This window comes from Pseudomonas sp. LBUM1676 (genome assembly GCF_059695605.1).
The window spans coordinates 6,672,088-6,684,595 of the sequence record NZ_CP166777.1; the positions used below are offsets into that span (position 1 = coordinate 6,672,088).

Sequence of the window (12,508 nt, forward strand, 5' to 3'; positions counted from 1 at the left end):
ATGTCCTCTGACCTGTGGAGCTTTTCCCTTGACACTTACGCCCGTCCCGGCGTCGAAACCGCATGCCTGAAATTGCAGTCGACCGGCGCCAAGGTGTGCCTGCTGCTATGTGGGCTGTGGCTGGGACAGCGGGGAGTCGCCTGTAACGAGCAACGATTGCAGGCGCTTCGCAACCTGGCCGAACCATGGGACACCGATGTCGTGCAGCCGCTGCGGGCATTGCGCATGCAGTGGAAATCCGCTGCTACCAAGGACATCGAACTCAACACGTTGCGCGAACAGGTGAAGACACTGGAGCTCGAAGCCGAGCGGCATCTGCTATTGCGGTTGGAGCGATCGGCGCAAAATTGGCCGCAGTGTGGGGCGACCGATCTGGCGGCCTGGCTGGAAGGTGTGACGGCGGGTGCCGCCCACCTGGACCGCGACGCGCTGCATCAGCTGCGCGTCGCGGCAACCGGCGCTTAGGAAGCGCTGGTTGGGGTGGTGCTGGTGCTCGACGATGCGGCTGGCGTTGGCGCAGGCGTGGTGGTCGAGGTGGTTGCTGCAGGCGAAGCCGAAGCAGACGACGCTGGAGTCGCAGGAGTCGCTGGCTTGGCAGCGGGCGCTGGGGTCGGCTTGGTAGCGGCGGCCGGTTTTTTCACGGCCGGTTTGGCTGCTGGTTTTGCTGCGGCAGGTTTCGCCGCGGTAGCTGGCTTGGCGGCTGCGGTTTTAGCAGCCGGTTTGGCAGCAGTTTTTGCAGCTGGTTTGGCCGCCGGCTTGGCAGCGGTTTTAGCCGCGACAGGTTTTGCGCCAGACTTGGCAGCAGGTTTCGCAGCAGCAGGTTTTGCAGCAGGCTTGGCTGCTGCGGTTTTCGCTACGGCCGGTTTCCCGGCAGCGGTTTTTGCAGCAGGTTTAGCGGCCGCTGTTTTCCCGGCGGCAGGTTTGGCAGCCGTGGTTTTAGCAGCCGGTTTCGCAGCACCGGCAGCAACCGGTTTTTTCGCCGCGGGTTTAGCGGCTGGTTTTGCTGCGGCTTTCACCGGTGCCTTGGCGGCGGTTTTTTTAGCAGGAGCCGCAGCAGGCTTGGCCGGTGCTTTTGCAGCAGCCGGTTTGGCAGCGGCTTGCCTGGCAGGTGCCGCGGCAGGCTTGGCTGAACGCAGGGACAACGCCTTGCCGACAGCCTCTTGTACACGACCGACACCCTGGGCCAGTTTCAGGCTTTCTTGAGCATCGCGCTTGAGTTGCAGAATGTAGCTGCGGGTTTCGGATTGACGATCCTTGAGGGCATCGAGCAGGTCCTCCAGCTCCTTCACTGCGCCCTTGGCTTTGGTCTGCGCCTTGGCCTTGCCGGCCGACGCCGCGTCCTGCAATTTGGTACGGGACTTGTGCAGTTTTTCCTGCGCTTTACCGCGTTGCTTTTCCAGTTTGGCGAGCAGTTTTTCAGCATCAGCCAGGGCTTGGGAACAAGCGGTTTCCAAATGCTCGAGCAGGCTGCCCGAGAGTTGTTGGAGTAAGTGCAACGGGGTGTTTACAGGCTTCTTGGTGGCCGACATGGTTTACCTCCTGGCTGACGTGGGTGCGGCTCATACTAGACCTCTGCTGCTACCGCCGCTAGGGCATGTTGACAGTATCGAAAGCACTGCGTTGCAACGGATGGAAAATGTTCTGCGCTTGTGCGAAACCAGTTCACCGGCAAGCGCATTCACACTGGCATAATCCACCGCTTCTCAGGTCGGAGAGTGCCCATGCCGCGCTACCTTTTTTTATCGCTTTGCGTGTTTTTTTCCGTGGCCCAGGCCGCCGAAAAATCCACGGAAAATGACGCTCGCGATCTCGCTTACAGCCTGGGTGCGAGCCTCGGTGAACGCTTGCGCCAGGAGGTTCCCGACCTGCAACTTCAAGCACTGGTCGAAGGTTTGCAGCAAGCCTACCAAGGCAAACCCCTGGCACTGAAAGACGAGCAAATCGAACAGATTCTTGCCGAGCACGAAGCCCAGCTCGCCGAGCGCCCCGCCACGCCGCAGAGCGAAGTCGCTCTTGAAAAAGAGCAACGCTATCTCGACGAAGAAAAAGCCAAACCCGGGGTACGCGAATTGGCGGACGGAATATTGCTGACGGAACTGGTTCCGGGTACCGGCGCAAAAGCCGGCCCGAACGGCAAGGTCCAGGTGGTGTATATCGGTCGCCTTCCCGACGGTTCAGTGTTCGACCGGAACAGTCAGCCGCAATGGTTCAGTCTCGACAGCGTGATCAGCGGATGGCGCAGCGCGTTGCAACAAATGCCGGTGGGCGCCAAATGGCGCCTGGTGATTCCATCGGCACAAGCTTATGGCGCCGACGGTGCCGGTGACCTGATAGCGCCGTTCACGCCGCTGGTGTTCGAAGTCGAATTGCATGGCGCTACGGGCTGAAGGGCACAAACGAAAAACGGCGCGCATGGCGCACCGTTTTGAGCATCTTGCACAAGCCACGTATTGCAGGAAAAGGGTTCAGGCCTGAACCGGATCCTCTTCCTTGTGCGCTGTGTGCAGCACTTCGATCAAGCAATCTTCCAGTTCGAAGCGCTCGTGCAGCAGGCCACCCAGCTCCTTGAATTTCTCTGCGACGCATTTGCCTGCATCACACAGGTCGTTGAACGCGAGCAGTTTCTCGGTGATGACGTCGATGCGCGGGTAGATCGTCTCGGCCAGTTCCAGGCCGCGCTTGTCGTTGAAAGCCTTGGCTTCGCCCGTCAGCTGTTCATAGATCTCGAAGTGCCCGGCAGACACATAGTCGACCAGCACTCCGCAGAACTCCTGCAGCGGTTTTCGGTTTTCCCCCAGAGCCTCAGGCTTGGCGCCGAGATCATCATAGGCCCGAACCAATTCGTGACGCTCCTGCAACCAGCGGTCGATCAGCAGATGAACTCCACCCCAACGTTCCTGAGCATTCTGACAACTTTCGAGCATGGCGGTCTCTCTTCCCTTGTGGGTCATGCTGCCCTACACCTGTCGCACACTTGAAAATCAAATATCGGCCAGGCAGAGCGTCATTCGAGCAACATAATTCCAATGACACGTGCGGGCCAGATTATGCCCGCGCGACAATGGCTTCAAGGTACGCAGGAGATAAAGTTCATACAAGTGTTTAATCGCCCACCAAAGCCCGGTGCGACGACTCGCCGCTGAGCGGTCGCCGACACGCGACCCAGACGAGCCGCAACAGCTGGTAAACACCCAGGATCGTCATCGCGACGAAGAACAGCAGGCTCCATTCCGGAATGCTCAGACCGAACAGTGTCCAGGCGATGTGCGTGCATTCGGCCGCTCCTTCGAACATCTGTTGCACGACGGACACCCAGGGGGTGGTTGCGAAAAGGTCCGCCAGGTTGGGTATGCAGTTTGAAAGCTGATGCACCTGATCGCTCTGCAACAATACCTGCCGCGACGCCATGACCGTACCCGCCAGGCTGCAACAAAGACCGAGCAGCCAATACAGGTAGGTACCCAAGCGCCCGGGACCATGTACCGAAGCCATCAGACAGATACCCGTGAGCAGCGCCAGGCAAATCCGTTGCAACAGACACAACCCGCAAGGCTTGAGGCCGACTGCATATTCCAGGTAATAGGAAACACCCAGGGCCAGGGCGCCTGCAATGAAAGCCAGGAAAAACAAGGAGCGTGAGTAGGCCAAAGACATGGCTTTTCCGTAACTAGTGGAGACAGGAGGTTACGGTAGAGGAAAGCGCGCCAGCCTTACAAGGCAAGCCGACAGGGACAGTTCAGCAGAAGTGTAGGGAAATCCCGACAGAAACGAGAGGATCAGGTGTAATCCCTTGTAGGATTTCGCCACAAGCGGACGACCAGGGTGAATATCCGACTATGCAATGCAGGCTTTGTGACAAGGATTTTCCTGTGGCGAGCGCTCTCACCACAGGTTTTCCGTCAACCGTTCAGTCCTGTTGCAGACGTATCAGGCGTGGACAGGGACCGGTAACGGCGCCGCCAACAGGCGCTCATCCAGCAAGCCCAAGCCTTCCTGGAACAGCTGGTTGCTGCGCTGGGTGTCGCCCAGTTGCGCCAGCAATCGCGCCAGTTCCGCGCAAGCCTCCGGGTTGCGCTGCACGCGCAGGCTACTTTCCAGATAGTCCCGAGCCTTACCCCACAGACTGCTTTGCAGACACAGGCGCCCCAGCGTCAACAGCAGGCTCGGGTCGGCAGGATGGTCCTTGAGCCAGCTTTCGGCGGTGTGCAGTTGTCGTGCTGGATCACTGCCGCGAACCAGCCCGTACAGACGCGCCAGATGGCTGTCGTACTTACGCTTGAGCGCCGTGCGCAGCACCTCTTCGGCCTGGACCTGGGCACCCAATTGCCGCAGTTGCTCGGCATAGGCAAGCACCAGTGGTGGCTCCTGACGTTGAGCCGAAGTCAACTGCTGCCAGGCCCGGTCGAGCGACTGCAAGCCGACCGTGCCGTCCTCTTCCCGTTGCGCGGCCAGGGACAGGTTTTCCCCCCACGCCCGGCGTTCCAGCTCGGCCAGTTCGGCGGGTGGCAGAACTTTGTCCTTGCGCAGCTCCGGCAGCAGCCGAATCACTGCCGACCAGTCGCCGCGCTGTTGATGCAGACGCTGCAACTGGCGCAAGGTCTGGGCATTATGGGGATGACGCTCGTGCATGGCTTGAAGGGTCACCAGGGCACCGTCGGTGTCGCCGCGGTCGGTCTGCAGTTGAGCGTGACTCAAGGCGATTGCCAGCTCGGCCCGGGGCTGTCGCTCGAGGGCGCGCTCCAGCAGGTTGTCGCATTCCTCATAGTGACCTTGTTCGTTCGCGGCGCGGGCAGCGCCGAGGTAGTACAGCAGTGGCTGGCGCTCGGCTTCGGCGGCCCGATGCAGATGACGCTGGGCACTGGCCCAACGCCCCTCGGCCAGATCCAGTTGACCATGCTCGATGGCTACTTGCACCCGGCGACTGCGATTGCGCCGCGACCAGGGATTGACCACGCCGCTGGAGGTCGTCACCAACTCGATCAACGCCTTGATTCCCCAGAACACCAGCCAGAGCACGGCGACCAGGGCCAGTGTCGCCCACAGGCTCGATTCGAAGCGGAAGCTCTTGTAGGCGATCAGCACGTAGCCGGAATGCTCGGCGATCGCCAGCCCCAACGCGGCGGCGGCGGCGATGACCAGGAACACGATCACATAAAGGCGTTTCATGGCGTGTTCTCCTGCTCGGTGCTCGCGGCAGGTTTGGCCATAGGCTTGACCGAGTCCTCGGCGTTGACATTACGCCGCTCCAGGTAACCCTGGACCGCGCTCAGCGTGCCGGTCAGATCCGGCGTGAGCACGGTGACCGGCTGCTTGCTCAACTCACCCACCTGCTCAAGCATGACTTTGCTCTGAGGGTTGTCCGGGTTGAAGTTGCCCTTGAGCACATCCCGCGCCTCGGCCATGGCCTGGGTGTAAACGGCGGCCTGGCCATTGAGTGCAGCCCACTGGGCCTGCTCCAGTGCCAGGCTCAGGGCCAGACGCACCTGACTCAGGCTTTGCCCTGCCAGCAACGGACGCACATTTTTGTCGGCATTGAAATCGATGCGGATGTAGCGCGAGATCTGATCCCACCATTGCGCCCAGCGACTGGCGCCGTCGCCATCGGCGGTCAGACCCAGCAGGGATTCGCCACGATCCTTGTATTCGGGCGCCAGCTCGGTGAGGTTGATCACCTGATCGCGCAGCGCCCCCAGACGCAGGAACAGCCCGGTGCGGTCCGGTTGTTCAGTGCTGCGCAAGGCCACCAGGGTCTTGGCTACCTGCTCGCGAGCGGCAAAGGAGCCCGGATCGTTCTGTTCGCGGAGAATTTCGTCGGCGCCCTGCACCAGCGCCTGGGCGCTGCTGATGTCCTGCAATGCAGACAGACGCAGGCTGGCCAGACGCAGCAAGTGCTCGGCTTCGGCCAGACGCCAATCCTTGCGGCTGGCGCCAAGGACGGTTTCCAGTCGTTGATTCAGGCGTTGCTGATCACCCTGCAGTTGCGCCACCAGACGACTGCGAGCTTCAAGCTCATCGGCGGCCGGCATTTGTTCGAGGCGCGCAGTCAGGCGTTGCTCATTGAGCTTCAGGCTCTGCGCCTGATCGTTCAAGGCCTGCACCTGATTCAGTTGCTGCTGGTTATTGGCTTGCAGGTGACGCACCTGCCAGACTCCCCACCCCCCTACGGCCACACCGGCAGCGCCCAGCAAAAGCGCGACGATCGCCAGCCCATTGCCTCGGCTCTGCACTGCGGCAGGTGGTGGAGTTTCAACCGGTGCATCGAGCACTGGCTGGACATCATCTTTAGGCAAGGCTGTTTCGCTCACGTATCCATCCTTTGCATTAGAGAACGGGTTCGGGATGCTCCCGTAACGCCGTCAGCAAAGCCGCGGCACTGGCGCCACGACAATCCACAACTTTTTCCGCCCCGGCGGCACGTGCCAGCTCGGCGACCCTGGGGCTTGGAACAAACAACGGCAACCGCGCCAATTGCGGCCAGGCATCGCCGGCCAACCGCTGCAGGTGCTCGAAACCCTGTCCACTGCTGACCACCAGCCCGTTCAAGCGTTCCGCCCGGATCCGCCCGGGCAGCGTCGCCTGCGAATAGCGCGGCAGGTTGCGCCGGTACAACTCCAGGTAGTCGACACTAGCACCAAGCTCGCGCAAACGCTCTGCCAGCAACTCGCGCCCGCCCTCCCCGCGCATGATCAGCACCCGCGGATCTACGCGTGCGATAGCCTCGCGCAGCTGCACAAGTTCCAGCAAGGCTTCGCTGTCGTCACCCTCCACCGGGCAGCAGACGTCCAACCCATGGTCCTTGAGGATCTGCGCAGTCGCCGCGCCCACACTGAACCACTGCAGGCAAGGGGGTTGCGGCCAATACTGGCCGAGCAGATCCACAGCGATTCTGGCGGCAGGCTTGCTGACCACGATCACCGCACAATAGCGATCCAGGTCCTGGATCACCTCACGCATTGTGTCAGAAGCAGGAATCGGCTCGATCTCCAAAAGCGGCAAGCTGCTGCTGAAAATCCCCTGTTGCGCCAACGCATTGCTCAGCGCCGCTGACTCATCCGTGGGACGTGTCAATAACAGGCGCCAGCCAGTCACTCGTGACCTGCCTCGCCGTAGACCGCCTTGAGGATGTCATTGGCGCCCTGGCTCAGCAGGTCTTCGGCCACTTGCACACCCAGGGCTTCGGCATCATTGCGTGGGGCACGGGCTTGCGCACTGAGCAACAGACCGCCGCTCGGATCACCCACCAGGCCACGCAACCAGACCTGCTCGCCTTCCAGTACGGCGTAACAGGCGATCGGCACCTGGCAGCCGCCATTCAGGTGTTTGTTGAGGGCACGTTCGGCGGTGACGCGGGTGGCGGTGTCCTGGTGGTGCAGCGGCGCCAGCAAGGCGTGGATGTCGCTATCCGCGCTGCGGCATTCTATCCCCACCGCGCCCTGACCACCCGCTGGCAGACTGTCCTCGACGCTGATGGCCGAGGTGATGCGATCTTCAAAGCCGAGACGAATCAGGCCGGCCGCAGCCAGGATGATGGCGTCGTATTCGCCGGCATCGAGCTTGGCCAGTCGGGTATTGACGTTGCCACGCAGGAAGCGGATTTCCAGATCCGGGCGGTGGGTCAACAGCTGGGCCTGGCGGCGCAGGCTGGAGGTGCCGACGATGCTGCCTTGTGGCAACTCATCCAGACTGGCGTAGGTATTGGAGACGAATGCATCACGCGGGTCTTCGCGCTCGCAGATGCAGAACAGACCGAGGCCTTCGGGAAAGTCCATCGGCACGTCTTTCATGGAGTGCACGGCGATGTCGGCTTCGTTCTCCAGCAACGCGGTTTCCAGTTCTTTGACGAACAGGCCCTTACCGCCGATTTTCGACAGGGGTGAGTCGAGCAGCTTATCGCCACGACTGACCATGGGTACCAACGTCACCAGCAGTCCGGGATGCGCTTGCTCCAGACGAGTCTTGACGTATTCGGCCTGCCACAGGGCGAGAGCACTTTTGCGGGTGGCGATGCGGATTTCGCGAGAGGACATGGATCAATCCGTACTGAATAGATACGGCGGATAATAACAGCTCAGCCAGATCCACTTTGACTTGTATCAGGTAACGCCAGGCCTCCCTGGCCCCGGATATCCGGCAATCGGGTGTGCAATTCGCCTGGAACCGGCAAATTAAAGCTGTTGCATCATTTTGCGAACGCCAGCGACATGGCGGCGGCTGACGATCAGTGCGTCACCGTTCAAGCCTTTCAGGAACAGCTGAAAATGCCCCAGAGGCGTGCGCTGCAGGCGCTCGATGCGCTCACGGGCGACCAGCGCATTGCGGTGGATGCGCACGAAACGATCGCCGAATTCATCTTCGAGAGCCTTGAGCGGCTCATCCAGCAGCACCTCGCCACCTTCATGGCGCAGGGTCACGTATTTGTGATCGGCAATAAAGTAGACCACCTGGCCCAACGGGATCAGTTCGATACCCTTGCGGGTACGGGCGCTGATATGACTGCGCGGGCCGCTGCCGGTTTCGGCAGCCGGGCGGGTCAGGGCGGCGAGCTGGACACGGTTGGGACGCTCGGCTTTTTTTAACGCTTCATGTAACTGTTCTGTACGCACAGGTTTCACCAGATAGCCCACGGCGCTTGCCTGCAAGGCTTCCACGGCAAATTCATCGGGCCCTGTGCAAAACACCACGGCTGGCGGGGTCTCGCGTTCGCACAATCGTGCAGCCACTTGCAAGCCATCAAGGCCAGGCATGCGGATATCGAGCAGCACGATATCCGGCTTGTGGCTGTCGATCAGTGCCAACGCCTCTTCGCCGTTCGTGGCGCTGGGCTCCAGGACACTGTATCCCTCGAGTTCGCCGACCATTCGGCTCAGGCGCTCGCGGGTCAGGGGTTCGTCATCAACGATCAGGACATTCATATTGCGCTGTATTCCTGCGTGAGTCTCGCACAAGGATAGCGTAGACAGGTGAAGTGACGTCCGTCACCGCGATCCACGCTAAGACTAGCGCGAGGGCCAAAAAGTGCCGCCGGTCCGACGGCTAAATTTTCATCTTTCGTGCGTTTGGCGGCCCGGGCCCGCGCTGGCGAGGCGTCGCCACAGGGTTTGCTGATACACAATATGAACACCCCCTCTTCTTATAGTCAGCCAAGGCACCGAGAAGTGCACTGATCCTACTGTCCAACTGTAGACGGTTGCCGGGACGATATTGCTCAATTGAAAAATATCGTTGTGCATTTTCCGTGTGGCTTGCTCCGGCATGGGTCGACATATTCAGGAAAAAACCTGTCGACCAGTGTCAGCGACAGGATTGGCAACCCTGTTATTATCCGCGACAGCTTTCAACGCCATCTTTCTTCAGCCGATACGAGCGAATTCATGAGCACTGACAAGACCAATCAGTCCTGGGGCGGCCGCTTCAGTGAACCCGTCGACGCCTTCGTCGCCCGCTTCACCGCCTCCGTCACTTTCGACCAGCGCCTGTATCGCCACGACATCATGGGCTCGATCGCCCACGCCACCATGCTGGCGAAGGTCGGCGTGCTGACCGATGCCGAGCGCGACAGCATCATCGATGGCCTGAAGACCATCCAGGGTGAAATCGAGGCCGGTCAGTTCGACTGGCGCATCGACCTCGAAGACGTGCACATGAACATCGAGGCGCGACTGACCGACCGCATCGGCGTGACCGGTAAAAAGCTGCACACCGGCCGCAGCCGTAACGACCAGGTCGCCACCGATATCCGCTTGTGGCTGCGTGACGAGATCGACCTGATCCTCGGTGAAATCACCCGCCTGCAAAAAGGCTTGCTGGAGCAGGCCGAGCGCGAAGCCGACAGCATCATGCCGGGTTTCACTCACCTGCAAACCGCGCAGCCGGTGACCTTCGGGCACCATATGCTGGCCTGGTTCGAAATGCTCAGCCGTGATTATGAGCGCCTGGTGGACTGCCGCAAGCGCACCAACCGCATGCCATTGGGCAGCGCTGCGCTGGCCGGCACGACTTACCCGATCGACCGTGAATACACGGCTCAGCTGCTGGGCTTCGACGCAGTGGGTGGCAACTCGCTGGACAACGTTTCCGATCGCGACTTCGCCATCGAATTCTGCTCGGCGGCGAGCATCGCGATGATGCACTTGTCGCGCTTCTCTGAAGAGCTGGTGCTGTGGACCAGCGCTCAGTTCCAGTTCATCGATCTGCCGGACCGTTTCTGCACCGGCAGCTCGATCATGCCGCAAAAGAAAAACCCGGACGTTCCCGAGCTGGTGCGTGGCAAGACCGGCCGTGTATTCGGCGCGCTGATGGGCCTGCTGACCCTGATGAAAGGCCAGCCCCTTGCCTACAACAAGGACAACCAGGAAGACAAGGAGCCGCTGTTCGACGCTGCCGACACGTTGCGCGATTCGCTGCGGGCCTTTGCCGACATGATCCCGGCGATCAAACCCAAGCACGCGATGATGCGCGAAGCGGCCCTGCGCGGTTTCTCCACCGCCACCGACCTGGCCGACTACCTGGTGCGCCGTGGCCTGCCGTTCCGTGACTGCCACGAAATCGTAGGCCATGCGGTGAAGTACGGCGTGGAAAGCGGCAAGGACCTGGCGGAAATGAGCCTGGAAGAACTGCGCAAGTTCAGCGACCAGATCGATCAGGACGTGTTCGCCGTGCTGACCCTGGAAGGCTCGGTGAATGCCCGTGACCATATTGGCGGGACTGCGCCGGCGCAGGTCAAGAAGGCTGTTATTCGCGGGCAGGCACTGCTCGCCAGCCGCTAACCACTAAAAGCTTCGTCGGAACGCCGCCCGGAGCCGGCTCGCTCCCACATTGGATCTTTGGTGTTCACAGGTTTTGTGTTCACCATCAATCTAAAGTGGGAGCGAGCCTGCTCGCGAAGGCTGCCTTGAAGACGCTACAAAACTACCTCTTGGACGCGACCATCGCCATAAACGCTGGCATCGCCGCCTCCCTGTCCTTTGCGATCCGCTGCACATGCGGGTTCTGCTCCAGCCTTTCCAGCAACGCCTTGGCCGCCGGCATATCAGCCAACAGATCCAGGTCAAACAGCTTCTTCGCCACCGCACAGGCCAGCGGCACGCTGTACAGGAAATACAAATCCGCAATGCTCAGACTGTCACCGGCCACGTACGGGGCAAACTTGCCGTGCCTGCCCAGGGACGCAAACCCCAGCAGCAGTTCAGCTTTGGTCTTGTCCTTGATCGCGTCCGGCACTGACATGCCGAAAAAGGCCTCGGGATAACAGGCGCGACCCGGCAGCTCGATGTACAGCTCGATCTCCTTGGCCAACGCCAGTATCTGCGCTCGCTCAAAAGGATCGCTCGGCAGCAATGGCGTGCCTTTCTGGCTCTGCTCGATGTACTCGAGAATCACCGCCGTCTCGTTGACGAATCCTTGTTCGACGCCCAACACCGGCACCTTGCCGCGCGGGCTGATGGCCAGCGCTTCAGGGCTTTGACCGGCATAAAACGCCACTTCTTCAAACGGCAGCCCTTTCTCCAGCAGCGCCAGCTTGACCATGTTGTAGTAGTTGCTGACGCAAAATCCGTAAAGCTTGAGCATTACATAGCCTCCAGGCTGTGCAAGGGGTTGGCAGCGCCAGTTATAGAACGCCCGGGCGTTTCTCGCCAGCAGCATCACAGCGCTGAATGCAGGTAAACTGGCCGCCTTTCCTTGAGGAGCCTGCCATGAGCGAGCCAACAGATATCGACATCGACGAAGAAGAGTTCGCCGAAAACACCCTGATCGAAGCCATCGAAAACCAGATCGAGAGCGACAACCCGCCAGCGGCCAAGGCGACCTTCAACAAGCTGACCCTGGTGGGTTACGAGCGTGAAGAAATCCTCAATTTGATGGCCCACGTCCTGGCGGTGGAAATCGACGCGATCCTCGAAGAAGACCGCGCGTTCAACACCGAATGGTACGAAACGGCGCTGCGCGCTCTTCCGCAGCTGCCGCCGGAAAAGAAATAGACGCCCGCAACGCGAAAAAACCCTGTCGCGGGCACTGGACATGCCGCACAACTGGGCTCACCTTAGGGGCGCTGTCGTCCAATTCCTAGAAAGTCTGGAGTCCTTATGTCGCTTACCCCTGAGTTGGTTGCCGAACTGGAAATCCTCGCACTCTTCAACCTGGACAGTTCCCAGGAAGGTTTGAAAATTCATCAGACCGCTGCCCCGAAAGCCATTGCCGCCGCCCAACGCTTGTACGAGAAAGAACTGATCGACCAGCCCGATGGCGGTTACCTGACCAGCCTGGGCCGTGACGCCGCGCAAAATATACAAACTGTTCTGACCATTCTGAGCGTCCAGGAAACAGCCTGAGTCTCACTGCGTCGCCCACGGAAACCCCTGCTACGGGATTTCCGCGGGCATCCTGTTTCTGCGCGATGGAAATCTGACGCCAGAAAAACAAAATCAGCTTAAAAGACCCGGGGCCGAGGCGCTAAACTGCCCCTCATCCTGAGGCCTTCCACGTCCGAGCCAATCGCGCCGGTTTGAGC

14 protein-coding genes and 1 pseudogene are annotated in these 12,508 nt (G+C 60.5%); 5 read left to right on the top strand and 10 right to left on the bottom strand.

Going from position 1 to position 12,508, the window contains the following annotated elements; translation table 11 throughout:
- A complete protein-coding gene (locus ACA041_RS30885) occupies positions 1–465 on the top strand; it encodes a TIGR02444 family protein (protein WP_497439197.1) in 465 nt (154 codons plus the stop codon).
- Here ACA041_RS30885 and ACA041_RS30890 read toward each other — a convergent pair.
- Complete coding sequence (locus tag ACA041_RS30890; RefSeq protein ID WP_497439198.1) at positions 462–1,529, bottom strand: AlgP family protein; 1,068 nt, start codon at positions 1,527–1,529, stop codon at positions 462–464. The genes ACA041_RS30885 and ACA041_RS30890 overlap by 4 nt on opposite strands.
- Positions 1,530–1,721: 192 nt before the next feature.
- On the opposite strand from ACA041_RS30890, the gene ACA041_RS30895 reads away from it, so the two are divergent.
- The gene (locus tag ACA041_RS30895) at positions 1,722–2,387 is read left to right on the top strand and encodes an FKBP-type peptidyl-prolyl cis-trans isomerase (RefSeq protein ID WP_497439199.1); all 666 of its coding nucleotides are present in this window, start codon (positions 1,722–1,724) and stop codon (positions 2,385–2,387) included.
- A gap of 78 nt (positions 2,388–2,465) precedes the next feature.
- Here the strand turns inward: ACA041_RS30895 and rsd are convergent, their stop codons facing one another.
- The 8 genes and pseudogenes from rsd to ACA041_RS30935 all read right to left on the bottom strand — a co-directional run.
- A complete protein-coding gene (gene rsd, locus ACA041_RS30900) occupies positions 2,466–2,924 on the bottom strand; it encodes a sigma D regulator (RefSeq protein ID WP_150798684.1) in 459 nt (152 codons plus the stop codon).
- 178 nt (positions 2,925–3,102) lie between these two features.
- Complete coding sequence (locus tag ACA041_RS30905; RefSeq protein WP_497439200.1) at positions 3,103–3,654, bottom strand: disulfide bond formation protein B; 552 nt, start codon at positions 3,652–3,654, stop codon at positions 3,103–3,105.
- Between the two features lie 273 nt (positions 3,655–3,927).
- The gene (locus ACA041_RS30910; protein WP_497439201.1) at positions 3,928–5,166 is read right to left on the bottom strand and encodes a heme biosynthesis protein HemY; all 1,239 of its coding nucleotides are present in this window, start codon (positions 5,164–5,166) and stop codon (positions 3,928–3,930) included.
- Entirely contained in the window at positions 5,163–6,305 is a 1,143-nt protein-coding gene (locus ACA041_RS30915) for a uroporphyrinogen-III C-methyltransferase (protein WP_497439202.1), read from the bottom strand. The genes ACA041_RS30910 and ACA041_RS30915 overlap by 4 nt, the downstream gene beginning before the upstream one ends.
- A gap of 16 nt (positions 6,306–6,321) precedes the next feature.
- Complete coding sequence (locus tag ACA041_RS30920) at positions 6,322–7,089, bottom strand: uroporphyrinogen-III synthase (RefSeq protein WP_497439203.1); 768 nt, start codon at positions 7,087–7,089, stop codon at positions 6,322–6,324.
- Positions 7,086–8,027: a hydroxymethylbilane synthase gene (hemC, locus tag ACA041_RS30925; RefSeq protein ID WP_497439204.1), complete on the bottom strand. Its 942-nt coding sequence runs from the start codon at positions 8,025–8,027 to the stop codon at positions 7,086–7,088. Before hemC ends, ACA041_RS30920 begins: the two co-directional genes overlap by 4 nt.
- Positions 8,028–8,165: 138 nt before the next feature.
- Complete coding sequence (locus tag ACA041_RS30930) at positions 8,166–8,912, bottom strand: LytR/AlgR family response regulator transcription factor (RefSeq protein WP_497439205.1); 747 nt, start codon at positions 8,910–8,912, stop codon at positions 8,166–8,168.
- A pseudogene (locus ACA041_RS30935) lies at positions 8,909–9,022 on the bottom strand (sensor histidine kinase); the annotation flags it as partial. The gene ACA041_RS30930 and the pseudogene ACA041_RS30935, both read right to left, overlap by 4 nt.
- A gap of 349 nt (positions 9,023–9,371) precedes the next feature.
- Here ACA041_RS30935 and argH point away from each other — a divergent pair.
- Positions 9,372–10,766 carry an argininosuccinate lyase gene (gene argH / locus ACA041_RS30940; RefSeq protein ID WP_497439206.1) on the top strand — a complete coding sequence of 465 codons (1,395 nt, stop codon included), beginning with the start codon at positions 9,372–9,374 and terminating at the stop codon, positions 10,764–10,766.
- Positions 10,767–10,908: 142 nt separating this feature from the next.
- Here argH and ACA041_RS30945 read toward each other — a convergent pair whose 3' ends face one another.
- The gene (locus ACA041_RS30945; RefSeq protein ID WP_497439207.1) at positions 10,909–11,568 is read right to left on the bottom strand and encodes a glutathione S-transferase family protein; all 660 of its coding nucleotides are present in this window, start codon (positions 11,566–11,568) and stop codon (positions 10,909–10,911) included.
- A 125-nt stretch (positions 11,569–11,693) separates the two neighbouring features.
- Here ACA041_RS30945 and ACA041_RS30950 point away from each other — a divergent pair, with 125 nt between their 5' ends.
- Positions 11,694–11,978, top strand: coding sequence for a hypothetical protein (locus ACA041_RS30950; RefSeq protein ID WP_497439208.1), 285 nt, complete (start codon positions 11,694–11,696; stop codon positions 11,976–11,978).
- A gap of 105 nt (positions 11,979–12,083) precedes the next feature.
- Positions 12,084–12,329, top strand: a complete 246-nt coding sequence (locus ACA041_RS30955) for a TIGR02647 family protein (protein WP_210641984.1) — start codon at positions 12,084–12,086, stop codon at positions 12,327–12,329.
- Positions 12,330–12,508: the final 179 nt, after the last annotated feature.

Coding starts and splice junctions, on each gene's coding strand:
- ACA041_RS30885 (WP_497439197.1), top strand. CDS start 1: ATGTCCTCTGACCTGTGGAGCTTTTCCCTTGACACTTACGCCCGTCCC.
- ACA041_RS30890 (WP_497439198.1), bottom strand. CDS start 1,529: ATGTCGGCCACCAAGAAGCCTGTAAACACCCCGTTGCACTTACTCCAA.
- ACA041_RS30895 (WP_497439199.1), top strand. CDS start 1,722: ATGCCGCGCTACCTTTTTTTATCGCTTTGCGTGTTTTTTTCCGTGGCC.
- rsd (WP_150798684.1), bottom strand. CDS start 2,924: ATGCTCGAAAGTTGTCAGAATGCTCAGGAACGTTGGGGTGGAGTTCAT.
- ACA041_RS30905 (WP_497439200.1), bottom strand. CDS start 3,654: ATGTCTTTGGCCTACTCACGCTCCTTGTTTTTCCTGGCTTTCATTGCA.
- ACA041_RS30910 (WP_497439201.1), bottom strand. CDS start 5,166: ATGAAACGCCTTTATGTGATCGTGTTCCTGGTCATCGCCGCCGCCGCC.
- hemC (WP_497439204.1), bottom strand. CDS start 8,027: ATGTCCTCTCGCGAAATCCGCATCGCCACCCGCAAAAGTGCTCTCGCC.
- ACA041_RS30930 (WP_497439205.1), bottom strand. CDS start 8,912: ATGAATGTCCTGATCGTTGATGACGAACCCCTGACCCGCGAGCGCCTG.
- argH (WP_497439206.1), top strand. CDS start 9,372: ATGAGCACTGACAAGACCAATCAGTCCTGGGGCGGCCGCTTCAGTGAA.
- ACA041_RS30945 (WP_497439207.1), bottom strand. CDS start 11,568: ATGCTCAAGCTTTACGGATTTTGCGTCAGCAACTACTACAACATGGTC.
- ACA041_RS30950 (WP_497439208.1), top strand. CDS start 11,694: ATGAGCGAGCCAACAGATATCGACATCGACGAAGAAGAGTTCGCCGAA.
- ACA041_RS30955 (WP_210641984.1), top strand. CDS start 12,084: ATGTCGCTTACCCCTGAGTTGGTTGCCGAACTGGAAATCCTCGCACTC.